The sequence below is a fragment of the Marinobacterium maritimum genome, from assembly GCF_039523155.1.
Classification (GTDB): domain Bacteria; phylum Pseudomonadota; class Gammaproteobacteria; order Pseudomonadales; family Balneatricaceae; genus Marinobacterium; species Marinobacterium maritimum.
Genome location: NZ_BAAAET010000002.1, coordinates 274,528 through 296,979, shown reverse-complemented (window position 1 = coordinate 296,979; position 22,452 = coordinate 274,528). Strand labels below are relative to the sequence as shown.

The window sequence follows — 22,452 nt, the reverse complement described above, 5'->3', positions numbered from 1 at the left end:
GTCGGATATGCCCCTGTCGGGCAGACCCGAGCACTGACAGAATCTGGCGCCACATTATACATCAATTTGGCAGCACGACTTCTCGGGTATTGGTATTAGAACGGCAGCGACCAGGGGTTGACCAGTGCGACACAAAAGAGCACACCAAAGACCAACAGCACGCGGGCCGTAGCCGGTGTCAGCGGCGTTCGCTGATCAGCCGGCGCTCGCAGCAGGCGTACCGGCCTAAGAACCAGCGGCAGACTGAGCAGCAGCCAGAAAGCCCCCGGTAGCAAGCCCAGAGACAGCAGCATGGCCGACATCAGATAGGTACCGGCCAGCAGGCCAAAATAGAACCGCACGGCCGCGGCATAACCGATACGCACAGTCAGCGTGTGCAGGCCATCACGCAGGTCACTTTCATAATCACGCAGCTCATTGCTCAGCAGCAGCAGCGACACAAGCAGGCTAACCGGCACCGTTTGCAGCAAAAGTGCCAGCGTCATCGGTGCGCCCAGCGCTACCGCACTGCCGACAATCATCAGCACGCCCATCAGCCAGAACACCAGCACCACGCCCAGACCACGGCTCTTGTAATTGATCGGGCTGACCGTATAGCCCAGGGCACCCACCAGCCCCAGTACGCAGAGCAGCAGGAACCCCAGGCCCTGCTGAATCACGAAATGAAAACCAACCGCGGCTGCCAACAGGAAACAGAGCAGGCCAGAGCGGAAGTTTTGGCGGATCGCCTCAATCAGATGCTCGCGTCCCGGTTGCCGACGCAGCAACCGGATATCGGCGTGGTCATTGATCAGGTTGACGCCGGCCTGCAGCAATACCCCTCCGACCAGTACCATCAGCGCCTCGAAGAGGTTAACAGGCCGCTGCATTGCGGCCAGTAGTATGCCAATCAGACAGGTGACCAGCGCCACCGGGAATGAGAAAGGACGCAGCGCGCGCAGAAACGCGTATTTCCCCAAATCCTGATCAGTCTTGTACGATATTTTTACGGCATCCATTCAACTTCACTCTCTCAACTCATGCAGCTTATGCAACGACAGCAGACGAACCTCTTGTTCCAACTTGTGCAGGGTACAGCCTGCACATGACGCTTGTGCACCGGCCTTCACGGACAGGCTTCAGGCCATGTACTGTACATAAACGGGATGTGCATAAAAAAGGGAGCCAGTGGCTCCCTCGGATGCGGTTTCTGCCTTCAGCCCCTGTCGGGCGCGTTAGGCAGGTCACGCATCAGCAGTGCGTAGGTCATATCGGTATCGAAATCCACCGGGATGCTGACCCGGTGGCCGGAGCCCGGCGCCACTTCAGTATGCTGGCCCTTCTTGTTCAGCATCTCCTGCAGCTTGAAGCGCTTGTTGCCAGCCGGGGTCATCAGCTCCAGCGTATCGCCCAGTTCGAAGCGGTTCTTCACGTCGATCTCGATGAAGCCTTTTGCGGCATCATGCCCAGTAATCTCACCAACGAACTGCTGATGTACACCGACGGAACTGCCGGTCTCGTAGTTCTGGTACTCGTCATGCACGTGACGACGGTAGAAGCCTTCGGTGTAACCACGATTGGCCAGGTTCTCCAGTGTGTCCATCAGGTTCATGTCGAACGGCTTGCCGGCGACAGCATCGTCGATCGCCTGACGATAGGCCTGAGCAGTACGCGCCACGTAGTAGTGCGACTTGGTACGGCCCTCGATCTTCAGCGAATCCACGCCCATCTCGGCCAGCTTGTGCACGTGCTGGATGGCGCGCAGGTCCTTGGAGTTCATGATGTAAGTGCCATGTTCGTCCTCGAACGCAGGCATGTACTCGCCCGGACGGGTCTCTTCCTGCAGCAGGAAGATCTTGTCGCTCGGCTGACCTTCGCCCAGGGCAGGCTGTTCGCCAGCCGCCGCTTCGGCAGGATCGAACGACTGCACCGGCGCTTGTACCGGTACGACATCACCGGATTCATCTTCCTTGCCCTCGTGGGCGTCGTACTTCCAGCGGCAGGCGTTGGTGCAGGTACCCTGGTTGGGATCACGGTGGTTGATGTAACCGGACAGCAGGCAGCGGCCGGAATAGGCGATGCACAAAGAGCCGTGAACGAACACTTCCAGCTCGATCTCCGGGCACTGCTGACGGATCTCGGCGACCTCGTCCAGCGACAACTCACGGGACAGAATGATGCGCTCGATACCGGCACGGTGCCAGAACTTCACTGATGCCCAGTTCATGGTGTTGGACTGCACCGACAGGTGGATCGGCAGATCCGGGTACTTGTCCTTGACCATCATGATCAGGCCTGGATCCGACATGATCAGCGCATCCGGCCCCATGGCGATCACCGGGTCCAGATCCTTCATGTAGGTTTTGAGCTTGGAGTTGTGCGGCAGGATGTTGCTCGCCACGAAGAACTTCTTGCCCAGCTCATGGGCGATGCGAATGCCTTCGGCCAGGTTGTCGTGGGTGAAGTCGTTGTTGCGTACCCGCAGGCTGTAACGTGGCTGACCCGCATAGACCGCATCCGCCCCATAGGCGAAAGCATACTTCATGTTCTTCAGCGTCCCGGCCGGGGACAGCAGTTCTGGTGTTCGCATAGGACCTGTAATTACTTGAGGTTAACGGGCCCGAATCCGGAACGAACTCAGGCAGACAGGTGGACTTCAAACAGTGGCGTATAGATGGAGCCACGCTCGCCGGGGCGACTCTGGAACAGCACAACCGAATCGGCCGGCGTGAGCAGATTAGGCTGAGGCCAGCTGTCAGGCACTTCGAAGCGGTTCTTCGCCGGCAGGCGGGCCAGGGTCACATGGGGCATGAAGTCGCGCTCATCATAGCGGATTCCGGCTTTCTTGGCGATATTAACCATACGATCATGGAGGGCATAGAGCTGCTCATGATCACTGATCAACGCCGCCAGCACACCCAGTCGCGGGTTGGCCTTGTAATAGCCCAGCTGATCCAGCGGCACCATGAAGCTGGACTGGTCAGCCAGCGCCTCGCGCGTCAGCTGTTCCAGTTCCGTGACCTGGTCCAGGGAGACATTGCCGAGAAAGCACAGGGTCAGGTGGTAATTGGATGAGTCCACCCAGTGAGCATCCAGCCCCCGGTCATACTCGCAGAGGGTATCGGCACAATCCGATAACGGGCGCGCGACCCGCTCCGGAATCGGCAGGGCAAAAAAGGTTCTGATCTTTTTCATAACAGGGGCCTGCCGCTGCACGGCAGGCACAGCTTCATCCTTTTGCCCGGGCCATCAGGCGCTTCTGTGCCGGGTGTGACAGTACCGACTTGATCCAGCGATGTACCTCAGGATAAGCACTGTAGTCGAAACCAGCCAGTTTGGGCCAGCTCAGCACCATGGCACCATGAATATCCGCGATGGTGAAGTGGTCACCACTGATCCATTCCCGTCCGCTCAGCTGCTGCTCCAGCAGCGGCAGGAAGCGACTCAGTTCAGCACTAGCGCGCTCAAGCACCGCCTGATCCGGATTGCCCTGAGTGAACTTGAACTGGATCAGCATATCCAGCGCCGGCACTTCCATCTGGTTGCTGATATACAGCGACCAGCGCAGGATATCAGCCTCTGCCGCCGGGGTATCAGCCCAGAGACGTCCCTTGCCGTACTGACGTGCCAGGTAGAACAGAATCGCCTGGGTTTCGAACAGTACCAGATCGCCATCGACCAGGGTCGGAACCTTGCCGGTGGGATTCAGCGCCCGGTACTCTGCCGACTGGGTCTGTTCGCTGCGCGGCAGCATATCCACCGATTCGTATTCCAGCCCCAGTTCTTCCAGCGCCAGCATCACCATGCCGGCACGGGAGAACACACTGCCATATACCTTGATCATTGTTTGCTCTCCATAAGGACTCAACCCTGCTCCAAACGCAGCTGCAGGTTGTTCAGTTGCTGACGAATGCGCAGCAGGTCCTGACTCAACTGTCGACGGGTGCCGTCGATCGCCTTGATCGCCTGTTCATTCTGGCGGATACGCTGTGCCAGCTGAGCGGTGACATCAGAACCACCGGACAGGCCAGCCAGCTGCTCAGTCAGCTGCTTCTGTACCTTGAGACGCCCTTCACTTTCCAGCCTCAATCCCTGCTCCAGGGTATCAAGCTGCTTCTCAGCCGCCGCCAGGCGTGCCTGCAACGCCTTTTTCTGCGCCGCCAGTTCTGTTTTCAGCGCGCCGGCCTGCGCCAGGGCATCCGCCGCCTTGCCGGCATCCTTGCGCACAGCAACCAGCGCTGTTTCCGCTTCAGCCACTTGTGCCTGCAGCTTTTTCAGCTGTTCCGCCTGCTGCTCAAGCTGGGGCTTGTTGCGCTGATAGGCCACCGTCCACAGCTTGGCGACTTCCGAATCATAATGTGTAAAACGCTCCTTCATCCGGGCATCCACATCCTGCAGCCGTTGCTGCAGCGTTTGCCCGGACTGCGCAGCACTGTCAGAAGCCACCTCCAGCAGCGCTTCCAGTGATGCGACACGCCCCTGGGCCTGCCCCAGTTCGGCCTGCAGCTGCACCAGCTGCTCCTGCTGTTGCATCAGGTTGTAGCCCAGATAGCCTCCACCCGCCACCAGCAGCAGTAAAATAACCGTGATCAGCAGGCTGCCACCGCTGCCGCCTTTACCCTGATTACCCGGCGGTGTGCGACCGGCCTGAGGCGATGCTGATTCAACCACCAGGGACTCCAGTCCCTCCGAGCTCAAGCCCGGTTCCTTACGCTCACTCATCGATGCTCAATCTTTACTGACCAACAGGCGCTCAACCCTAGCAGGTTTGCCAAAAACGAAAAAGCCCCGCTACTGCGGGGCTTGGTATCGATCAAGGGATCGGGGGGATGATTACATCATGCCGCCCATACCACCCATACCACCCATGCCGCCCATATCCGGCATGCCAGCACCGGCATTCTCTTCCGGATGGTCAGCAATCATGGCTTCGGTGGTGATCATCAGGCCAGCGATGGAAGCCGCCGCCTGCAGTGCAGAACGGGTTACCTTGGCCGGGTCGATGATACCCATTTCCATCATGTCGCCGTACTCTTCGGTACCGGCGTTGAAACCGAATGCACCTTCACCGGCACGGACCTTGTTCACAACCACGGAACCTTCGCCACCGGCGTTGGCTACGATCTGACGCATCGGAGCTTCCATGGCACGCAGGGCCAGCTGGATACCGATGGTCTGATCGTGGTTGTCACCTTCCAGTCCTTCGATCTTGCTCAGGGCACGGATCAGGGCAACACCACCGCCCGGTACCACGCCTTCTTCAACCGCAGCACGGGTCGCATGCAGCGCATCGTCAACGCGGGCCTTCTTCTCTTTCATTTCGACTTCGGTCGCTGCGCCGATCTTGATCACGGCAACGCCGCCTGCCAGCTTGGCAACACGTTCCTGCAGCTTCTCGCGGTCGTAGTCGGAAGAGGTTTCTTCGATCTGGGCACGGATCTGCTGAACGCGACCATCGATGTCAGCCTTGGCACCAGCACCGTCAACGATCACGGTGTTTTCCTTGGTGATGTTGACGCGCTTGGCCGTACCCAGCTGTTCCAGAGTGACGGTATCCAGGCTCAGGCCGATCTCTTCGGAGATCACCTGACCACCGCTGATGATGGCGATATCCTGCAGCATCGCCTTGCGACGGTCACCGAAGCCCGGCGCCTTAACAGCCGATACCTTGACGATACCGCGCATGTTGTTCACGACCAGAGTCGCCAGGGCTTCGCCTTCAACGTCTTCAGCAATGATCAGCAGCGGACGGGATGCCTTGGCTACCTGCTCCAGTGCCGGCAGCAGCTCACGGATGTTGGAGATTTTCTTGTCGACCAGCAGGATGAACGGATCTTCCAGCTCACAGGTCATGGTGTCCTGGTTGTTGATGAAGTACGGAGACAGGTAGCCGCGATCGAACTGCATGCCTTCTACTACGTCCAGCTCGTTGTCGAAACCGGAACCTTCTTCAACAGTGATGACACCGTCCTTGCCAACCTTTTCCATCGCTTCAGCGATGATGTTGCCGACAGCCGCATCAGAGTTGGCAGAGATGGTACCAACCTGAGCGATCGCCTTGGCGTCTTCGCAAGGTACGGACATTTCAGCCAGCTGCTCAACAACAGCCGCAGCAGCCTTGTCGATGCCACGCTTCAGGTCCATCGGGTTCATGCCAGCGGCAACGGATTTCAGGCCTTCGTTCACGATCGCCTGAGCCAGTACGGTTGCAGTGGTAGTACCGTCACCAGCCACGTCGTTGGCCTTGGAAGCAACTTCCTTGACCATCTGCGCGCCCATGTTCTCGAACTTGTCTTTCAGTTCGATCTCTTTGGCAACGGACACACCGTCCTTGGTTACGGTCGGCGCACCGAAGGATTTGTCCAGTACCACGTTGCGACCTTTCGGGCCCAGGGTGGTTTTAACAGCATCAGCCAGGATGTTTACACCTGCCAGCATGCGCTGACGAGCATCATCACCAAAACGTACGTCTTTAGCAGCCATTGTTTGCTAGTCCTGTATCAGTATCGAATTGAATCGAGTTAAAGAGTTAACGATTTAAAGCGACGCGAAGCTGATTGCTCAGTCTTCCAGGACGCCGTAGATCTCACTTTCCTGCATGATCAGCAGTTCGTCGCCGTCGATCTTGACGGTGTTGGAACCGGCATACTGGCCGAAGAGGACCTTATCACCCACTTTTACAGACGGTGCCTGAACTTCACCGTTGTTCAGTGTACGACCCGGGCCAACTGCAACGACTTCGCCACGGTTGGGTTTTTCAGCGGCAGAGCCCGGCAGGACGATACCGCCAGCCGTAGTGGTCTCTTCTTCGCTGCGACGAACTACAACACGGTCGTGAAGTGGACGAATATTCATCTGGTTGTTCTCCTGGTATCTAGGATCCAATGCGATGTTGTTGTTAAGGCGGGCGCGAATACGCCCGGAATCCGATTGCTACATAGGTGGGGGTAGCCAAGCACTTTTCAAGCCTTCAACCGCATTTTTTTTGCTGGTCGGCCCGACCCCACTCTGCTGTCAGGAGAAATAGGGGCGCCAGAAAGAATTTCAAGCGCCGTACAGTGGTTTTATAGCGGATTGTTGAATAACCGATACCGAGGCACCAACAGCAAAGCCAAGGCAAGCGAAAAAGGCAAAGCCCAAAGGAGCGGCACGATCAGTTTGAGCCTGTTTTCACGCAATGCAGGCAGGCTAGCTCTGATCACCGGTTTAATCGCGGCGGGTGTATTCCCCGTCAATCACATCACCATCCCGCGGCGGAATATCACGTGGGCGCGGTCCCGATTGGAAGTCCTGATCCTGAAAGCCCTGATGAAACTGGGCATGCGTGCTCTGACTGGCCGCAATCACCGTGAAGCGACTGAGCAACGCCTTGACCAGACCCTTGCGGATGCCTGGAATCAAACAACTGAAGCCGATCACATCGGTTACAAACCCCGGCGTCACCAGCAAGGCTCCACCCACCGCCAAAACGATGCCTTCCACCATTTCCTGCCCCGGTACCTCACCCTGGTTCATCCTTTGCTGGGCACGCGCGAGCGTCGAAAGCCCTTGATGACGCAGCATGTTGACGCCGATAAAGGCCGACAGCAGCACCAGCCCCACGGTGTACCAGGCGCCTATCGCCTGCCCCACCTGAATCAGGACGGTGATTTCGATGATCGGGATGATGATGAAAAGCAGAAACAGGAAGCGCATAAGGTCTCTCGGGTGTGATGTACATGGGTTCTAACCTTGGATTCTTCCATTTTTGTTGAGTTCAACCAAGTCAGAACGAATGAGAGGACAATGATGAGTATAGGTAAAAACCCTTACCAAACAATCAATTAGGACAATCAACCGCTTCCGCACCACAAACAAATTTTCAGATTATCAGTCTTTTTAATGACTTTTTTGTGACATATATAGACTTTTTGGACGATGACAACTAAGTTGTTGCAGTGCAATATATTGCAACGCACAATAAGAAAGTATCCATATAGCAGAGGTATTCCCCGATGGAACTCAAAGATAAAGTTGTAGTGGTAACCGGTGGTGGCCGCGGTCTGGGTCGCTCCATGGCACTGGAATTGGCTGGCAAGGGCGCCAAACTGGCACTGGTAGACCTGAACCAGGCCGATCTGGATGAAACCGCAGGTCTGTGTATGGAACTGGGCGTTGAAGCACGCACTTATATTGCCAACGTTGCTGATGAGCCTCAGGTCGAACAGCTGTTCACTGACATCGTCCGTGATTTCAGCGCCATCAACGGCCTGGTCAATAACGCCGGTATCACCCGTGACGGCCTGTTCCTGAAAGTCAAAGATGGCCAGGTGGTTGGCAAAATGTCGATGGATCAGTGGAACCTGGTGATCGATGTTAACCTGACCGGTACCTTCCTCTGCGCGCGCGAAGCCGCCGCCAAGATGATCGAAACCGGCTCCGAAGGCTGCATCATCAATATCTCGTCCATTTCGCGTGCCGGCAACATGGGCCAGACCAACTACACCGCGACCAAAGCCGGTGTCGAAGCCATGGCCGTTACCTGGGCCAAGGAGCTGGTTCGTTACGGTATCCGCGCCGCCTCCATCGCACCGGGCTTCATCGGCACCGAGATGGTGATGAGCATGAAACCGGAAGCGCTGGCAAAAATCGAAGCCATGATCCCGGCCAAGCGTCTGGGCATGCCGGAAGAGATCGCCAAGACCGTCAGCTTTATCTTCGAAAACGATTACATCAACGGTCGTTGCATCGAGGTCGATGGCGCTCTGCGCATCTGACCCTCTCTCCACGCTGCGGCCGTTGCCCTGTACGGCCGCAGCGCGTGTAAACCGATTCAGCCGCCGCTCGGTGTGCTTTGGTATACTGACCGCCTTTCACCTGCAGGGACTCGCCGACAATGCTCCACGCCTGGAAAGACACCTTCGCCCGCTACCGGGATATCCGCCTGTTGTGGATCTTCCTCATGGGCTGTTCCAGCGGCTTTCCGTTTCTGCTCACCGGCAGCGTACTCAGTGGCTGGCTGACTGACGCCGGCATCGCCCGCGCCGAGATTGGCCTGCTGGGCAGTGTGGCTACCGTCTATGCGATCAACTTCCTCTGGGCGCCACTGGTCGACCGTGTCCATCTGCCACTGCTGGGCCGCCTGGGCCAGAGACGCAGCTGGATCCTGGCCACCCAATCGATGATGCTGGTCTTTACGCTGTTGCTGGCTACCGTGAATCCGGCCTCACACCTGTTGATGGCAGGGCTTTTTGCCTTTGGGATCGCGGCCAGCTCGGCGACCCAGGATATCGCCGTCGATGCCTTCCGTATCGACCAGTTTGCGCCACACGAAAAGGCCTCTCTACCCCCTGCCGCGGCCATCGCGATCATCGGCTGGTGGACCGGCTATTCCTGGCCCGGCTACCTGGCCTTTACCCAGGCCGATCAGTTGGGCTGGAACAACATTTACCTGCTGATGGCAGGCGTCATCATTCTGTTGATGCTGTTTACCCTGTTGGTACGTGAACCGGTCACGGCCCGAGATCAGCTTCAGGCCCAGGCCGAACGCCAATACCAGCAGGAGCTGAACAACGGCCGCTGGCTGACCTGGTTTGCCGTGACCGTGATCGAGCCCTTTGCCGAATTCTTCCGCAAGAACGGCATCAAAGTGGCGCTGATGCTGATGCTGTTCATCTTCCTGTTCAAGATCGGTGAAGCCTTTCTGGGCCGCATGTCGGTGGTGTTCTACAAGGAGATCGGCTTCAGCAACGAGCAGATCGGCGAATACACCAAGCTGTTTGGCTGGTTCATCACCGTCAGTTTTACCCTGCTCGGCAGCGCCTTCAACACCCGCTTCGGCGTGGTCAAGGGACTGCTGCTGGGCGGCAGTGCCATGGCCGCCAGCAACCTGATGTTCGCCATCATTGCCGCCGCCGGCCCGGTCGAATGGCTTCTGCTGCTGACCCTGGTCGTCGACAATTTCACCACCGCCTTTTCCACCGTGGCGTTCGTGTCCTTTCTGACCCTGCTGACCGGGCGTGCTTTCAGCGCCACCCAATATGCCCTGCTGGCCTCGCTGGGCAACCTGAGCCGGACCACTCTCGCTGGACTGAGTGGCTACACCGTGGACTGGCTGGGCAGCTGGGAACGCTTCTTCATCGTCACGGCACTGATGGTGCTGCCGTCACTGTGCATGCTCTGGCTACTGCGTGACCGCTTCAACGGTATCAGCCAGGCGAACAACCAAGATGGTTAATAATAATTATTATCATTTACAGGATTAAAGAAGCCCGCTATAGTCAGGTGCATTCACCATGACCGGAGGGACTCTGATGACCTTTCAAATCAATGCCTGGCTGGAACACCCCACGCCCAAACTGAGCATCAGTGACAAAAGCAGTGGCATGACGTTGCTGGAATGGCAGGGCGCACAGTTGCACCGCCTGTTGAGCAAAGGAGGGCTGGTCGCGGAGGACTTTCGCCGTAACAGCGAAAGTGAACAGCAGGCGCTGGCACGAGAGCTGTTTCTGCTCTGCTGCCAGGAGTGAGCGAACCACAGGACGCTGCCTCCGGGGCAGCGTCCGTCATGAATCAGTCGCGGAAGTTGTTGAACTGCAGCGGCAGTTCGATATCCGCTTCACGCAGCAGCGCAATCGCCTCCTGCAGGTCATCACGCTTCTTGCCGGTGACACGCACCTTGTCGCCCTGAATCTGGGTCTGCACCTTCAACTTGGCATCCTTGACCACCTTGCCGATCTTTTTACACATCGGCTGATCCAGACCCTGGCGCAGCACCACTTCCTGCTTCGCCTTGACACCGCTGACATCGGGGTCCTTGACCTCCATGCACTTGATGTCGATCTTGCGGCTGGTCAGCTTGGCCTTGAGCATCTCCAGCATCTGCTGCAGCTGGAAATCCACTTCTGCTTCCAGCGTTACGGTTTCACCGCTCTGCTCAAATGCGGCCTTGACCCCCTTGAAGTCGTACCGGCTCTGCAGTTCGCGGTTCGCCTGATCCACGGCATTGGTCACTTCATGCATATCCAGCTCGGATACGACGTCGAATGAAGGCATAGCACCTCTCCTGTTAAAATGAGTCCTGTTAATATCGGTTTCAAACCCTATCGAAACAGGGCTAAGATCAGATTATTTGCTACGGAGTTTCCATGCACTGGCATATCCTTGGTGCAGGCGCCATCGGCTGCCTCTGGGCCGATTTCCTAACCCAGGCGGGTCAGAAGGTCAGCCTGATTCTGCGCGACCAGGCCAGCCTCGCTCAATGGCCGGCAGGCGGTCGGCTTGAGATTACAGAAGCGGAACAACCACATCATATCCACTGCCAGCTGGAAACACCTGACGCAGAGGTGCCCATTCGGCACCTGCTGGTCGCAACCAAGGCCTATGATACCCTGAGTGCCGTGGAAGCCATACAGCCACGGCTGCACGACGACACCGAAATCGTCCTGTTACAGAACGGCATGGGTCAACAGGAACAGCTGCTTGAGCGGCTGGGGAACGTCCGCCTGTGGGCCGCTACCACCACGGCCGGCGCCTGGCTGGAAACACGAAACAAGCTGCACTGTGTCAGCCGCGGCGACACCCATATAGGCCCACTGACTGACAACACCAGCGCCCTCCCCTCGGGCTGGGACCGGCTGGATATTCCGCTGCACCCGGGAAGTGATATACAAACACACCTGTGGCGCAAGCTGGCGATTAATTGTGCGATCAACCCGCTGACGGCGCTGTTCGACTGTCGCAACGGCGCATTGCTGGAAGACTCCGGGCGGATCGAGCTGATGCGCAATGCATGCCGGGAAGTGGAACACGTCGCCACCGCCGCCGGCATCGAGCTCTTCCCGGAGCCGCTGGAGGTCCGCGCCGCTGCCGTCGCCCGGGCAACGGGCGAAAACTTCTCGTCTATGCTACAGGATATCCGTCATGGACGTCGCAGCGAGATCGAACAGATCACCGGTTATCTGTGCCAGCAGGCCGACAGGCTGAACATCGAGGTACCGGTCAATCACTCCCTTTTGCAAGGAATACGGGCCCTGAGCCCCACAGGACAGCGTTAAATGAGCAAGACCGACATCGCCGTACAGGACAAGACCTACCCCTATGCCAAAAAAATGAAGCGTGACGCCTACGAGGCCGAAAAGCGCCTGCTGCAGATCGAACTGCTCAAGGTGCAGCGCTGGGCTCGCGACACCGGACAGAAGATTCTGATCATCTTCGAAGGCCGGGACGCTGCCGGCAAGGGCGGTAGCATCAAACGTTTCATGGAACACCTGAATCCGCGCGGAGCCCGCGTGATTGCACTGGAAAAGCCCACCGAACAGGAAAAGGCCCAGTGGTATTTCCAGCGTTACATCAAACATCTGCCCACCGCCGGCGAAATCATTCTATTCGACCGTTCCTGGTACAACCGGGCCGGTGTCGAGCGGGTGATGGATTTCTGTACGCCTTCGGAGTATCTCGAATTCATGCGCGAAGCACCCGAGCTGGAGCGGATGTTCGTGCGCAGCGGCATTCGTCTGTTCAAGCTCTGGTTCGAAGTGGGTCGAGAGGAGCAATTCCAGCGCTTCCAGTCACGCCGCACCGACCCGTTGAAGCACTGGAAGCTGTCCCCGGTCGACCTCGCCTCGCTGGACAAATGGGATGCCTACACCGAAGCCAAGGATGCCATGTTCTTTCATACCGATACCGCCGATGCGCCTTGGGCAATCATCAAGTCGGACGACAAGAAGCGGGCACGCCTCAATGCCATGCGTTATATCCTCAGCCAGCTGCCCTACCCGGATGCCAATGAGGAGATAGACCTGGAACCTGACCCGCTGATCGTGCAGCCGGCCCATGTCAGTCTGCAGCAGAAACGCCAATCCTAACCGTTACAGGGAATTCGTATGAGCAACCGCCTGACCCGTATCTACACCCGCAGCGGTGACAAGGGCACCACCGGCCTGGCCAACGGCAGCCGGATTGCCAAATACCATCCGCGCATTGAGGCCCTGGGCGATGTCGATGAGTTGAATTGCCTGCTGGGCTGCCTGCTGGCCGCCCTGCCCTCCAATGACACCCTGAAGCCTCTGCTGCTGCAGGTCCAGAACGACCTGTTTGATCTTGGAGGTGAACTCGCGGTCGCCGATCCGAACTATACGGTGATCACGATTGAGGTAGTGGAGTCACTGGAGGCCGAACTGGAAGCGTTGAACGAAGCCTTGCCGCCGCTGCAGGAGTTCATTCTGCCGGGCGGCAACGCGGCCGCAGCCCAGGCCCACCTGGCTCGCAGTGTCTGTCGCCGGGCCGAGCGGCGTACAGTGGCACTGGCCGAGACTGAAACCGTCAATCCCCAAGGGGTGGCTTACCTGAATCGCCTGTCGGATCTGCTCTTTGTCTGTGCGCGAGTGCTGAGCCGTCGTGACGGCGGTGAAGAAGTGCTCTGGCGACCCCGCCGCCCTCAATAAGGCCTGTAGCAGATCTGCAGTGCCGGCTAGTGCCGGCTCTGCAGCATTTCCAGCCCCAGACGCGCCTGCATCAGGAACTGATTGAATACCTTGAATTCCTGGTCTTCGACCACCTCCCCCTTGTCGGCATACATCAGCCCCAGCACGCGATCCTTGACCACCAGCGGCGCGACGATAAAGCCCTTGGGCTCTACACCCTGCAGGAAAGGTTCCGGCAGGCGCTCCTGCCAACCAGGCTCCTCGCTGTCCGGCACCAGCAGGGTCATCCTTTTTTCCAGAATACGGAAAAAAAGCAGTGCTCCAGGCATCTGCCGATGCAGCTGAAAGAACGCCTTGAGTACTTCCTGACCGTCACCAGCCGTTATGCGCGCTTTCAGCTCCTGCCCATTGACACCCAACTGGCAAAAGGCCACCCGTTCCAGCGCGCTGGCCTCGGCGATCGCGCTGACCGCCGCTTCCAGAATGCTGCCAGCACTAGTCGGTGCCGCGATCATCTCGTTCATCCGCTGCAGATGATGCAGTTGACGTTCCATCAACCGGGTCTGGTTGACGGACGGTTTCTCTTCGACCGGTTCCTCCGGCAGGGGTGCCGGGTTGCGCGCCTCGCGGGAGCGCACATAGTAGGCCAGCTTGCGGGTCATCTCATCGCGGGCCGGGTCATCTGACAGGCTGAGCTGCGGGCTGACCAGACGGTGCTGAAGACCATACTCATCGGCCAGGTCACACACCTGACGGAAGGCTTCACTGATATGACGATCCAGAGCTTCTACCGGCTGCCGAGCCGCATCGGCCAGGTCACCCATCAGGTTGCCATACTCCAGCTCTCCGGCGGTATCCCGGCAATACAACAACTCCAGCAAGTCATGACAACCGGCCGCCAGGCGATGATTGAGGCGACCACTGCCGCGCAACTGGTCAGCTGTCAACGGATCCATCGCTTGCACCACACTCTTCGGGAAGCCCCAGCTTTGCGCCAGATCCTGGCCTATATCGCTGAAATGACCACCCAACTGCTGCAACTGAATGCGTGGCCAGCTATCTTTGGCCCGCTCACGCAGGCGCAGCATTTCACTGTAGGTATCAGGCAGCGTGAACGCCACGATGATCTCTCCCAGACCATACAGCAGACCACAAATATAGGTTTCCTCGATATCCAGCGCCCCGGCGGCGGCTGCCAGCTCCCTCGCCAGTGAAGCGTTGAGGAAAGCGCTGATCAGCAACTGCTCGACCCCGGTACCTGGCTGCTCATCGCGGAAACTTTCGATCAGTTTCAGGGTGACACAAAGGTTATGGATACGTTCAAACCCGATCAATACAACCGCACGAGACACGGCACTGATCTGCCCGCCACTGCGGTTATAGCTGGACGTATTGGCGATTTTAAGCAGCTTGATCGACAGGTTGGCATCCTTCATGACAGCCATGGCCAGTGCCATCGCATCGCTTTGACGCGAGCTGCTTACCTGACGGATACGGTTGACCGTTGCACTGAAAACCGGCAGGTCGCCCAACCGGTCCAATTGCGCATAGATCGCATTCAAGGTGTCCTGGTACTTCAATTTCGACCTGTCCTACAACGGGGTGACCGACGGTTATGGTCACCCGAAATACGCACACACGCCCACAGGCATGAACCAACTTTAATGTTGCCTTCCAGCGGCAGTATAACAAAGTCATACCGCCACCATGGCATGTACGACCGTAAAACCTGCCCGGCAGCAACTTTTGCGGCTGCTGGCCTTGCCACTCGACCAACCGACAATGGACGCACGCAGCGGGTCGACGATAATGACCGACCGCATGGGTTTCAGGGGCACTTTGCTTTAATATGCCTGTGTGAACAGATTATGTGATCGAGGATAGATGCGTGGAACAAACGAATATCTGGATTGTGACCCTGGTAGCCCTTGGCATTGGCGCCCTGATCGGCTTTCTGCTTGGACGTGCCGGCGGCAGCTCCAGCCGGGAACAGGAGCTGGTCGATGAGCTGGACACAGCCCGCTCCGAGCTGGACGGCTACAAGCGCCAGGTCAGCGAACATTTCGAACAGACCGCCGAGCTGGTCAACGGCCTGACCGACCAGTACCGCAAGGTGCACCAGCACCTTGCGAGCAGTGCCGAAAACCTCTGTCCAGGCCTCCCGGCGACGGCCGCCCTGCAGCAGGAACTGCGCCCGGCACTGGACTCGGCCATCCCCACCGTAACCGATGCCCTGGACAACAGCGAGCAGGAAGAGCTGCCCGAGCCGCCGCGCGACTATGCACCGAAAAAACCGGATGAAGCCGGTACTCTGTCCGAGGAATACGGTTTCGATCACAAGAAGCAGGAAGAAGCCGCTCAGCCGGCGGCCGGCGACCCCACCGCCTATGGCGATGACGCCCCGGAAGAGGTACGCCGCGAGAAGGCCTGATTCCCAGCGCCGCAACTGGACCGGGCAATAACTGCCCGGTCCGGATATCACACCGGGTTGTCGATATCAATAAACCGGTGCTCCAGACCAAACTGTTCGGCCAGATGCTCCCCCAGCGCCTGCACACCGTAACGCTCGGTCGCATGATGACCCGCACCACAGTAGTGAATACCCGCTTCCCGCGCCGTATGCACCACCGGCTCTGATATTTCGCCACTGAGATAAAGATCTGCACCCTGTTCCAGCGCCAGATCGATCATCCGCTCGGCCGCACCGGTACAGAGTGCGACCCGCTGAACGCGGTGGTCACCACCGGCCACCATCTGCGGCACCCGGCCCAGCACCTGCTCGATGCGCTTACCAAACTCAGTCAGCGTCATCGACTCAGGCAGCCGCCCGATATTACCGATCGCCGGATCCTGCCCGGGCTCCAGTGGCCCCTCCAGGCTGATACCCAATCGCTTCGCCAACTGAGCGTTGTTACCCAGCTCGGCATGGGCATCCAGCGGCAGGTGGTAGGCCATCAGGTTCAGGTCCGCTGTCAGCAGTGTCTGCAACCGCTTGCGCTTGATCCCGGTGATCGGTGCCGGCTCCCCTTTCCAGAAGTAGCCATGATGAACCAGCACCAGGTCAGCCTCACAGGCCAAGGCTTCATCCAGTAACGCCTGACAGGCGGTCACCCCGGTCACCACACGCTTTACCTGCCGGCGCCCCTCTACCTGCAGCCCGTTCGGGCAGTAGTCCCGAAAGCGCCCGGCTTCCAGCAGCTGATCGCAGTAGTGCACCAGTTGATCGATCGAAACGGCCATGAAATCTCCCGCGTTTTTCAATGTAAGTCGGTAAACGTATAATGGGGCATACTGAAATGATTTACAGGTGCAAGCAAGTCGATGCGTAAAGTCTCCTACCTGATCTGGCCTGTTGTCACCGGCGTCCTGGCCGCGTTGCTGATCCTTCAGTTTTACCCCCAGCTGGTCGCGCCGCCGGTCACTACCGTTGAGATCCGTGAGGCCGCCTCAGTAGAGGCACCTGCAACCGGGCTTGGCAGCGGGGTAGTATCCTATGCCGATGCCGTCGACCGTGCAGCCCCGGCCGTGGTCAATATCTATACCCGCACCCTGGTGCGCCAGCCGGTCAACCCGCTGCTCAACGACCCCTTCTTCCGCAAGTTTTTCAATTCGGAACAGTTGCCACAGCGGGAGCGTATCGAGTCCAGTCTCGGTTCCGGGGTAATTCTCAATGAACAGGGCTACGTGGTCACCAACAACCACGTCATCAGTGGTGCTGACAGCATCATTGTCGCGCTGCGTGACGGCCGTGAAGCCCAGGCTGAAGTGGTGGGACTGGACCCTGAAACCGATCTCGCCGTGCTCAAGGTCGAACTGGACGACCTGCCCAGCATAACGCTGGCCAGTGACGAGCTGCGTATCGGTGACGTCGCCCTGGCGATCGGCAACCCCTTCGGCGTTGGCCAGACCGTTACCATGGGCATCATCAGTGCCACCGGTCGCAACCGTCTGGGACTGAGCACCTATGAAGACTTCATCCAGACCGATGCCGCTATCAACCCGGGCAACTCCGGCGGCGCGCTGATCGATGCCCGCGGCAACCTGGTCGGTATCAATACCGCCATCTTCTCCAAGTCCGGCGGCTCTCAGGGTATCGGCTTTGCCATCCCGTCAACGCTGGCGCGCCAGGTGATGCAGGACCTGATCAGCCACGGCCGCGTCATCCGCGGCTGGCTGGGCATCGAGATTCAGGAATTGACGCCTCGACTGGCCGAATCCTTTGGTGTGGGTGATCGCAGTGGCCTGATCATCGCCGGCATTTTCCGCAACGGCCCCGCCCACCAGGCAGGCCTGCAACCGGGTGATGTACTGCTGCAGATCGCCGGTGAGCCGGTAACCAGCAGTCGCAAGGCGATGAACCGGATCGCGCGCTTCAAGCCCGGTGACAAGGTCGAGCTGGGGATTTTGCGTAACGGTCATGAAATGAGCCTGGAAGCCCGCATCGACGAACGGCCGCAGACCCGTAACTGATACGCTGTCGGCCTGAAGTACAGATACAAAAAAAGCTCCCTCGGGAGCTTTTTTTCATGCCGATCATTTACTTGATCAGTCCTTGATACGGTACTCGGCGGAACGGGCGTGAGCCGTCAGGCTTTCACCGCGGGCCAGTACCGACGCCACCTTGCCCATTTCCGACGCGCCATCGGCCGAGAACATGATCAGCGAGGAGCGCTTCTGGAAGTCGTAGACTCCCAGCGGTGACGAGAAGCGGGCCGTGCCGGATGTCGGCAGCACGTGGTTCGGACCGGCGCAGTAGTCACCCAGCGCTTCAGCGGTAAAACGTCCCATGAAGATGGCACCGGCATGACGGATCTGCGGCAGCAGCGCTTCCGGATCGGCCACGGACAGTTCCAGATGCTCAGGCGCAATACGGTTGCTGACCTCGACAGCCTGAGCCATATCAGCCACCTTGATCAGCGCAGCACGATTTTCCAGAGAAATCTGAATGATCTCGCGACGCTCCATGGTCGGCAGAAGCTTATTGATGCTGGCTTCGACCTGGTCGATGTAATCCGCATCCGGACACACCAGGATCGACTGGGCATCTTCATCGTGTTCAGCCTGGGAGAACAGGTCCATGGCCACCCAGTCCGGATCGGTCTGGCCGTCACAGACCACCAGGATCTCGGACGGACCGGCGATCATGTCGATGCCGACGGTGCCGAATACAGCACGCTTGGCGGTCGCCACAAAGATGTTGCCGGGACCGACGATCTTGTCCACCTTGGGCACGGTTTCGGTACCGTACGCCAGTGCTGCAACGGCCTGAGCACCACCCAAAGTGAAGACCCGGTCCACGCCAGCCAGTGCAGCCGCAGCCAGCACCAGCTCGTTGACCACGCCCTCAGGGGTCGGCACCACCATGATAATCTCTTTCACCCCGGCAACATGCGCCGGCAGGGCATTCATCAGTACCGATGAGGGATAGGCGGCCTTGCCACCGGGCACATAGATGCCGACACGATCCATCGGCGTAATCTGCTGGCCCAGCATGGTGCCGTCCGCTTCAGTGTACTGCCAGGACTCACCCTTCTGACGCTCGTGATAGGCACGCACACGCTCGGCCGCCTTTTCCAGCGCAGCACGCTGCTCGGCCGGCAGGCTGTCGAGGGCTTGCTGCAGGCGTTCCTGACCCAGCTCCAGATCCTGAATGCTGGTTGCAGAGGTACGGTCGAAACGGTTGGTGAACTCCACCAGTGCCGCATCGCCTTCGGCGCGAACCCTGGCGATCACCTCGTTGACGATGCCGTTGACCTTATCGTCCGAAACGCTTTCCCAGGCCAGCAGCTGGTCCAGCTGCTGTTCGAAGTCGCCCTGAGCGGCATCGAGACGCTTGATGGAAATACTCATGCGGCCTCCTCCCGGCGTGCATCGATCGCCTGCTGCAGCTGATCCAGAATCGGCTGGATCAGCGCGTGTTTCATTTTCATCGACGGCTGGCCCACCACCAGACGTGAGCTGATCTCGGCGATATGCTGCATCGGCTCCAGACCATTGGCTCTCAGCGTGTTGCCGGTATCGACAATATCGACGATGCGGTCGGCCAGTCCCATGATCGGTGCCAACTCCATCGCCCCGTACAGCTTGATGATGTCGACCTGCTGCCCCTGACGCGCAAAGTACTCCTTGGTCAGGTTGACGAACTTGGTCGCAACCTTCATGCGGCCCTCGACTGGCGCAGCATCCTTCATGCCGGCGACCATCAGCTTGCACTTGGCGATTTCCAGATCCAGCGGTTCATACAGACCGGCACCGCCATGCTCCATCAGCACATCCTTGCCCGCGATACCCATATCGGCACCACCGTACTCCACGTAGGTCGGCACGTCGGTGGCACGGATCACCACCAGCTTGATATGGTCATGATTGGTATCGAAGATCAGTTTGCGGCTGCTGAAGATATCTTCGGCAGGCACGATATCGGCCGCTGCCAGCAACGGCAGCGTTTCCTTCAGGATGCGTCCCTTGGACAGGGCGATGGTCAGCTGTTGTTTCATGGCCTCTTCGCTCATTTGGCAGGCTGTTAGCCAGGTACACGACGGATACGTGCACCCAGCAGCTGTAGTTTCTCTTCGATACATTCGTAACCGCGATCGATGTGGTAGATACGATCGATACACGTCTCACCTTCAGCTACCAGCGCCGCAATGACCAGGCTCGCCGACGCACGCAGGTCAGTTGCCATGACCGGCGCCCCCTGCAGCTGGCGTACACCTTCGATGATCGCGGTGTTACCTTCAATGGAGACGTTTGCGCCCATGCGGATCATCTCCTGCATGTGCATGAAGCGGTTCTCGAACACCGTTTCGCGAATCTTGCCAACACCGATGGCGACCGCATCCAGCGCCGCAAACTGGGCCTGCATGTCCGTCGGGAACGCGGGATAGGGTGCGGTGGTCACGCTCACGGCCCTGGGGCGCTGACCGTGCATGTCCAGGCTGATCCAGTCTTCACCGGTCTCGATCTCGGCACCGGCTTCGGTCAGTTTCTGCAGCACGGCATCGAGGATATCGGGGCGGGTGTTCTTGCATTTGACCCGACCACCGGTCGCTGCGGCCGCCACCAGGAAGGTGCCTGTCTCGATCCGGTCCGGCAGCACCGAGTAACGGCAGCCCTTCAGTGACTCAACACCGTGCACGGTGATGGTGTCAGTACCGGCGCCACGAACATCAGCGCCCATGGCGTTGAGGCAGTTGGCCAGGTCGACCACCTCCGGCTCGCGCGCAGCGTTTTCGATGATGGTCTCGCCTTCGGCCAAAGCCGCGGCCATCAGGATGTTCTCGGTGCCGGTCACGGTCACAACATCGAAGAACACTCGTGCACCTTTCAGGCGGCCGTCTACACTGGCACGGATATAACCGCCTTCCACCTTGATATCGGCACCCATCGCCTCCAGGCCACGGATATGCAGATCCACCGGGCGACTGCCGATGGCACAGCCACCGGGCAGGGAAACTTCAGCACGGCCGAAGTGGGCCAGCAGCGGGCCCAGCACCAGGATGGACGCACGCATGGTCTTGACCAGCTCGTAGGGCGCACACAGGTCTGTGATGGTGGTGGCGTTGAGCTCGACGCTCAGTTTCTCGTCAATCACCAGATCGACCCCCATGCGGCGCAGCAGCTCCAGCATGGTGGTGATATCGTGCAGGTGGGGCAGGTTGCAGATCGTGACCGGTTCATCCGCCAGGAGCGTCGCTGCCAGGATCGGCAGCGCCGAGTTCTTGGCGCCGGAGATGCGAACTTCACCGTTCAGGCAAGCGCCGCCTTCAATAATCAGTTTATCCATCAGGGTTTCCTGTGTGACTTCAGCTCAGCGCAGCCCACTGTTCCGGGGTGTAGGTTTTGATCGTCACAGCATGGATGGCACCGCTGGCAATTTGATCACTCAGACAGGCATAGACCAACTGCTGCTTTTTAACGGGGGTCAGGCCCGCAAATACGTCACCGACTACCGTGACCTTGAAGTCACAGCCTTCGCCGTCGGTATATGCGGTGCAGCCTTCGAGCTGCTGTTCCAGGATCTGTTTGACTTCTTCAGCCTGCATGCGGGACTCCCCTGCCTAACGTGTACTCAGAAATAATGGGCGAAATCATACCGAAACAAGGGACAAAAGGCGATCAGGCTCAGGCCGACGCCGCCAACTCGGCATCCAGTCCCACAAGGCCGGCGATGGCATCAAAGTCGGCTGGTACCCCGATCAACGTCAATTCCTGTTGCAACTGGCGCGCCTGGCGCAAGCAAACCAGCCACAGCGACAGGGCCGAACTATCCACACGGTCGACACCGGAGAGGTCCAGGGTGCAGCGAGCACCGCACGCCTGCAGCTGATCGAGCAGGCCCTTGCGCACCTGCAGCACCGTAGCGAAGGTCAGATCACCGCTCACCTTCACCACGCCGGCGCTCGGAGTTTCAACCTTCGCTGCTGTCATCGCCTTCGCCTGTTTTTTCCAGCTTCACGTCCTGCATTTTGGTCGCCCAGGCCTCAATGGTCGCGGCGACGGTGCGGTTCTGCTGGAACAGATCAGCAAACTGGTTGCGGAAGGTAATACGCAGGTTGATACCATCGACCATTACGTTTACCAGCGCCCAGCGCTGCTCCTGCTTGAGCATGTAGTACACCAGCGTATATACCTCTCCATTACCGGAGCTGACATCCACGCTGACCACCTGTTTTTCCGGCTCAGGGCTTTCGCCGGATGGGGTCTGGATGCTGTAGTGCTTCAGTTCAAAACCGGCGATCGACTTGGCATAGGTACGCAGCAGGGTGGTTTTGAACACCTCGGCAAAACGTTCACGCTCGGCATCAGAGGCGCGTCGGTAGTACTTGCCCATCACGCTCTTGGCAATATAGGGAAAATCCACCACCGGGGAGATGATCGTTTCGATCTCCTGCATCAGCAGTTCGGTATTCTCTTCACGGGTCAGCTCTTCGCGCTCCATCAGCGCCAGCATGTCCCGTGTGGCGGCATCAACTACCTCACTGGCTTCCTGCCAGGAAGCCTCGGCCACGGCCGGGTTGACCCACATGGTTGCGACCAGCAGCAGGGCTGTCATCCACTGTTTCATCAT

At 58.7% G+C, this 22,452-nt stretch carries 25 protein-coding genes; 8 read left to right on the top strand and 17 right to left on the bottom strand.

Annotated features, from left to right (window positions below):
* Positions 1 to 95: 95 nt before the first annotated feature.
* The 8 genes from ABD013_RS07785 to ABD013_RS07750 form a co-directional block, all read right to left on the bottom strand.
* A complete protein-coding gene (locus ABD013_RS07785) occupies positions 96 to 998 on the bottom strand; it encodes a prenyltransferase (protein ID WP_343804592.1) in 903 nt (300 codons plus the stop codon).
* A 197-nt stretch (positions 999 to 1,195) separates the two neighbouring features.
* Positions 1,196 to 2,569 carry a prephenate-dependent tRNA uridine(34) hydroxylase TrhP gene (gene trhP / locus ABD013_RS07780; protein ID WP_343804590.1) on the bottom strand — a complete coding sequence of 458 codons (1,374 nt, stop codon included), beginning with the start codon at positions 2,567 to 2,569 and terminating at the stop codon, positions 1,196 to 1,198.
* A 47-nt stretch (positions 2,570 to 2,616) separates the two neighbouring features.
* Positions 2,617 to 3,174, bottom strand: a complete 558-nt coding sequence (thpR, locus tag ABD013_RS07775; RefSeq protein ID WP_343804588.1) for an RNA 2',3'-cyclic phosphodiesterase — start codon at positions 3,172 to 3,174, stop codon at positions 2,617 to 2,619.
* Between the two features lie 34 nt (positions 3,175 to 3,208).
* A complete protein-coding gene (locus ABD013_RS07770) occupies positions 3,209 to 3,823 on the bottom strand; it encodes a glutathione S-transferase family protein (RefSeq protein WP_343804586.1) in 615 nt (204 codons plus the stop codon).
* A gap of 20 nt (positions 3,824 to 3,843) precedes the next feature.
* The gene (locus tag ABD013_RS07765; RefSeq protein ID WP_343804584.1) at positions 3,844 to 4,701 is read right to left on the bottom strand and encodes a hypothetical protein; all 858 of its coding nucleotides are present in this window, start codon (positions 4,699 to 4,701) and stop codon (positions 3,844 to 3,846) included.
* Between the two features lie 111 nt (positions 4,702 to 4,812).
* Complete coding sequence (groL, locus tag ABD013_RS07760) at positions 4,813 to 6,462, bottom strand: chaperonin GroEL (RefSeq protein WP_343804581.1); 1,650 nt, start codon at positions 6,460 to 6,462, stop codon at positions 4,813 to 4,815.
* A 78-nt stretch (positions 6,463 to 6,540) separates the two neighbouring features.
* Positions 6,541 to 6,834: a co-chaperone GroES gene (locus ABD013_RS07755; RefSeq protein ID WP_343804579.1), complete on the bottom strand. Its 294-nt coding sequence runs from the start codon at positions 6,832 to 6,834 to the stop codon at positions 6,541 to 6,543.
* A gap of 351 nt (positions 6,835 to 7,185) precedes the next feature.
* Complete coding sequence (locus ABD013_RS07750) at positions 7,186 to 7,674, bottom strand: FxsA family protein (protein WP_343804577.1); 489 nt, start codon at positions 7,672 to 7,674, stop codon at positions 7,186 to 7,188.
* A 299-nt stretch (positions 7,675 to 7,973) separates the two neighbouring features.
* Here ABD013_RS07750 and ABD013_RS07745 point away from each other — a divergent pair, with 299 nt between their 5' ends.
* The 3 genes from ABD013_RS07745 to ABD013_RS07735 all read left to right on the top strand — a co-directional run bounded on the left by ABD013_RS07745 (position 7,974) and on the right by ABD013_RS07735 (position 10,487).
* Positions 7,974 to 8,735: an SDR family oxidoreductase gene (locus tag ABD013_RS07745; RefSeq protein ID WP_343804575.1), complete on the top strand. Its 762-nt coding sequence runs from the start codon at positions 7,974 to 7,976 to the stop codon at positions 8,733 to 8,735.
* A 119-nt stretch (positions 8,736 to 8,854) separates the two neighbouring features.
* On the top strand, positions 8,855 to 10,195 hold the full coding sequence (locus ABD013_RS07740) for an AmpG family muropeptide MFS transporter (RefSeq protein WP_343804573.1): 1,341 nt from the start codon (positions 8,855 to 8,857) through the stop codon (positions 10,193 to 10,195).
* A gap of 76 nt (positions 10,196 to 10,271) precedes the next feature.
* Positions 10,272 to 10,487, top strand: coding sequence for a hypothetical protein (locus ABD013_RS07735; RefSeq protein ID WP_343804571.1), 216 nt, complete (start codon positions 10,272 to 10,274; stop codon positions 10,485 to 10,487).
* 43 nt (positions 10,488 to 10,530) lie between these two features.
* On the opposite strand, the gene ABD013_RS07730 is transcribed toward ABD013_RS07735, so the two are convergent.
* A complete protein-coding gene (locus ABD013_RS07730; RefSeq protein ID WP_343804569.1) occupies positions 10,531 to 11,013 on the bottom strand; it encodes a YajQ family cyclic di-GMP-binding protein in 483 nt (160 codons plus the stop codon).
* A 92-nt stretch (positions 11,014 to 11,105) separates the two neighbouring features.
* Here ABD013_RS07730 and ABD013_RS07725 point away from each other — a divergent pair, with 92 nt between their 5' ends.
* The 3 genes from ABD013_RS07725 to ABD013_RS07715 are packed head-to-tail and all read left to right on the top strand — an operon-like array spanning position 11,106 to position 13,403.
* A complete protein-coding gene (locus ABD013_RS07725) occupies positions 11,106 to 12,014 on the top strand; it encodes a ketopantoate reductase family protein (protein ID WP_343804567.1) in 909 nt (302 codons plus the stop codon).
* Positions 12,015 to 12,824: a polyphosphate kinase 2 gene (gene ppk2, locus ABD013_RS07720; protein ID WP_343804565.1), complete on the top strand. Its 810-nt coding sequence runs from the start codon at positions 12,015 to 12,017 to the stop codon at positions 12,822 to 12,824.
* 18 nt (positions 12,825 to 12,842) lie between these two features.
* Positions 12,843 to 13,403, top strand: coding sequence for a cob(I)yrinic acid a,c-diamide adenosyltransferase (locus ABD013_RS07715; RefSeq protein WP_343804563.1), 561 nt, complete (start codon positions 12,843 to 12,845; stop codon positions 13,401 to 13,403).
* A gap of 26 nt (positions 13,404 to 13,429) precedes the next feature.
* Here ABD013_RS07715 and ABD013_RS07710 read toward each other — a convergent pair whose 3' ends face one another.
* Entirely contained in the window at positions 13,430 to 14,962 is a 1,533-nt protein-coding gene (locus tag ABD013_RS07710) for an HDOD domain-containing protein (protein ID WP_343804561.1), read from the bottom strand.
* Positions 14,963 to 15,270: 308 nt separating this feature from the next.
* On the opposite strand from ABD013_RS07710, the gene ABD013_RS07705 reads away from it, so the two are divergent.
* Entirely contained in the window at positions 15,271 to 15,813 is a 543-nt protein-coding gene (locus ABD013_RS07705) for a Z-ring associated ZapG family protein (RefSeq protein WP_343804559.1), read from the top strand.
* Positions 15,814 to 15,860: 47 nt separating this feature from the next.
* Here the strand turns inward: ABD013_RS07705 and ABD013_RS07700 are convergent, their stop codons facing one another.
* Entirely contained in the window at positions 15,861 to 16,622 is a 762-nt protein-coding gene (locus ABD013_RS07700) for a Nif3-like dinuclear metal center hexameric protein (RefSeq protein WP_343804557.1), read from the bottom strand.
* An 81-nt stretch (positions 16,623 to 16,703) separates the two neighbouring features.
* On the opposite strand from ABD013_RS07700, the gene ABD013_RS07695 reads away from it, so the two are divergent.
* On the top strand, positions 16,704 to 17,852 hold the full coding sequence (locus tag ABD013_RS07695; protein WP_343804555.1) for a Do family serine endopeptidase: 1,149 nt from the start codon (positions 16,704 to 16,706) through the stop codon (positions 17,850 to 17,852).
* 75 nt (positions 17,853 to 17,927) lie between these two features.
* Here the strand turns inward: ABD013_RS07695 and hisD are convergent, their stop codons facing one another.
* The 6 genes from hisD to ABD013_RS07665 all read right to left on the bottom strand — a co-directional run bounded on the left by hisD (position 17,928) and on the right by ABD013_RS07665 (position 22,452).
* The gene (gene hisD, locus ABD013_RS07690) at positions 17,928 to 19,232 is read right to left on the bottom strand and encodes a histidinol dehydrogenase (RefSeq protein WP_343804553.1); all 1,305 of its coding nucleotides are present in this window, start codon (positions 19,230 to 19,232) and stop codon (positions 17,928 to 17,930) included.
* The gene (hisG, locus tag ABD013_RS07685; RefSeq protein ID WP_343804551.1) at positions 19,229 to 19,879 is read right to left on the bottom strand and encodes an ATP phosphoribosyltransferase; all 651 of its coding nucleotides are present in this window, start codon (positions 19,877 to 19,879) and stop codon (positions 19,229 to 19,231) included. Before hisG ends, hisD begins: the two co-directional genes overlap by 4 nt.
* A 26-nt stretch (positions 19,880 to 19,905) precedes the next feature.
* Entirely contained in the window at positions 19,906 to 21,168 is a 1,263-nt protein-coding gene (murA, locus tag ABD013_RS07680) for a UDP-N-acetylglucosamine 1-carboxyvinyltransferase (RefSeq protein WP_343804549.1), read from the bottom strand.
* A 19-nt stretch (positions 21,169 to 21,187) separates the two neighbouring features.
* Positions 21,188 to 21,427 (bottom strand): BolA family protein, encoded by a 240-nt coding sequence (locus ABD013_RS07675; protein ID WP_343804547.1) that lies wholly within the window; start codon positions 21,425 to 21,427, stop codon positions 21,188 to 21,190.
* Between the two features lie 79 nt (positions 21,428 to 21,506).
* Positions 21,507 to 21,812: an STAS domain-containing protein gene (locus tag ABD013_RS07670; protein ID WP_343804546.1), complete on the bottom strand. Its 306-nt coding sequence runs from the start codon at positions 21,810 to 21,812 to the stop codon at positions 21,507 to 21,509.
* Positions 21,793 to 22,452, bottom strand: coding sequence for an MlaC/ttg2D family ABC transporter substrate-binding protein (locus ABD013_RS07665; RefSeq protein WP_343804544.1), 660 nt, complete (start codon positions 22,450 to 22,452; stop codon positions 21,793 to 21,795). The genes ABD013_RS07670 and ABD013_RS07665 overlap by 20 nt, the downstream gene beginning before the upstream one ends.

Bases quoted from the DNA above. Each gene is read 5' to 3' on its own strand.
- ABD013_RS07785 (WP_343804592.1), bottom strand. From the start codon at position 998: ATGGATGCCGTAAAAATATCGTACAAGACTGATCAGGATTTGGGGAAA.
- trhP (WP_343804590.1), bottom strand. From the start codon at position 2,569: ATGCGAACACCAGAACTGCTGTCCCCGGCCGGGACGCTGAAGAACATG.
- thpR (WP_343804588.1), bottom strand. From the start codon at position 3,174: ATGAAAAAGATCAGAACCTTTTTTGCCCTGCCGATTCCGGAGCGGGTC.
- ABD013_RS07770 (WP_343804586.1), bottom strand. From the start codon at position 3,823: ATGATCAAGGTATATGGCAGTGTGTTCTCCCGTGCCGGCATGGTGATG.
- ABD013_RS07765 (WP_343804584.1), bottom strand. From the start codon at position 4,701: ATGAGTGAGCGTAAGGAACCGGGCTTGAGCTCGGAGGGACTGGAGTCC.
- groL (WP_343804581.1), bottom strand. From the start codon at position 6,462: ATGGCTGCTAAAGACGTACGTTTTGGTGATGATGCTCGTCAGCGCATG.
- ABD013_RS07755 (WP_343804579.1), bottom strand. From the start codon at position 6,834: ATGAATATTCGTCCACTTCACGACCGTGTTGTAGTTCGTCGCAGCGAA.
- ABD013_RS07750 (WP_343804577.1), bottom strand. From the start codon at position 7,674: ATGCGCTTCCTGTTTCTGCTTTTCATCATCATCCCGATCATCGAAATC.
- ABD013_RS07745 (WP_343804575.1), top strand. From the start codon at position 7,974: ATGGAACTCAAAGATAAAGTTGTAGTGGTAACCGGTGGTGGCCGCGGT.
- ABD013_RS07740 (WP_343804573.1), top strand. From the start codon at position 8,855: ATGCTCCACGCCTGGAAAGACACCTTCGCCCGCTACCGGGATATCCGC.
- ABD013_RS07735 (WP_343804571.1), top strand. From the start codon at position 10,272: ATGACCTTTCAAATCAATGCCTGGCTGGAACACCCCACGCCCAAACTG.
- ABD013_RS07730 (WP_343804569.1), bottom strand. From the start codon at position 11,013: ATGCCTTCATTCGACGTCGTATCCGAGCTGGATATGCATGAAGTGACC.
- ABD013_RS07725 (WP_343804567.1), top strand. From the start codon at position 11,106: ATGCACTGGCATATCCTTGGTGCAGGCGCCATCGGCTGCCTCTGGGCC.
- ppk2 (WP_343804565.1), top strand. From the start codon at position 12,015: ATGAGCAAGACCGACATCGCCGTACAGGACAAGACCTACCCCTATGCC.
- ABD013_RS07715 (WP_343804563.1), top strand. From the start codon at position 12,843: ATGAGCAACCGCCTGACCCGTATCTACACCCGCAGCGGTGACAAGGGC.
- ABD013_RS07700 (WP_343804557.1), bottom strand. From the start codon at position 16,622: ATGGCCGTTTCGATCGATCAACTGGTGCACTACTGCGATCAGCTGCTG.
- ABD013_RS07695 (WP_343804555.1), top strand. From the start codon at position 16,704: ATGCGTAAAGTCTCCTACCTGATCTGGCCTGTTGTCACCGGCGTCCTG.
- hisD (WP_343804553.1), bottom strand. From the start codon at position 19,232: ATGAGTATTTCCATCAAGCGTCTCGATGCCGCTCAGGGCGACTTCGAA.
- hisG (WP_343804551.1), bottom strand. From the start codon at position 19,879: ATGAAACAACAGCTGACCATCGCCCTGTCCAAGGGACGCATCCTGAAG.
- murA (WP_343804549.1), bottom strand. From the start codon at position 21,168: ATGGATAAACTGATTATTGAAGGCGGCGCTTGCCTGAACGGTGAAGTT.
- ABD013_RS07675 (WP_343804547.1), bottom strand. From the start codon at position 21,427: ATGCAGGCTGAAGAAGTCAAACAGATCCTGGAACAGCAGCTCGAAGGC.
- ABD013_RS07670 (WP_343804546.1), bottom strand. From the start codon at position 21,812: ATGACAGCAGCGAAGGTTGAAACTCCGAGCGCCGGCGTGGTGAAGGTG.
- ABD013_RS07665 (WP_343804544.1), bottom strand. From the start codon at position 22,452: ATGATGAAACAGTGGATGACAGCCCTGCTGCTGGTCGCAACCATGTGG.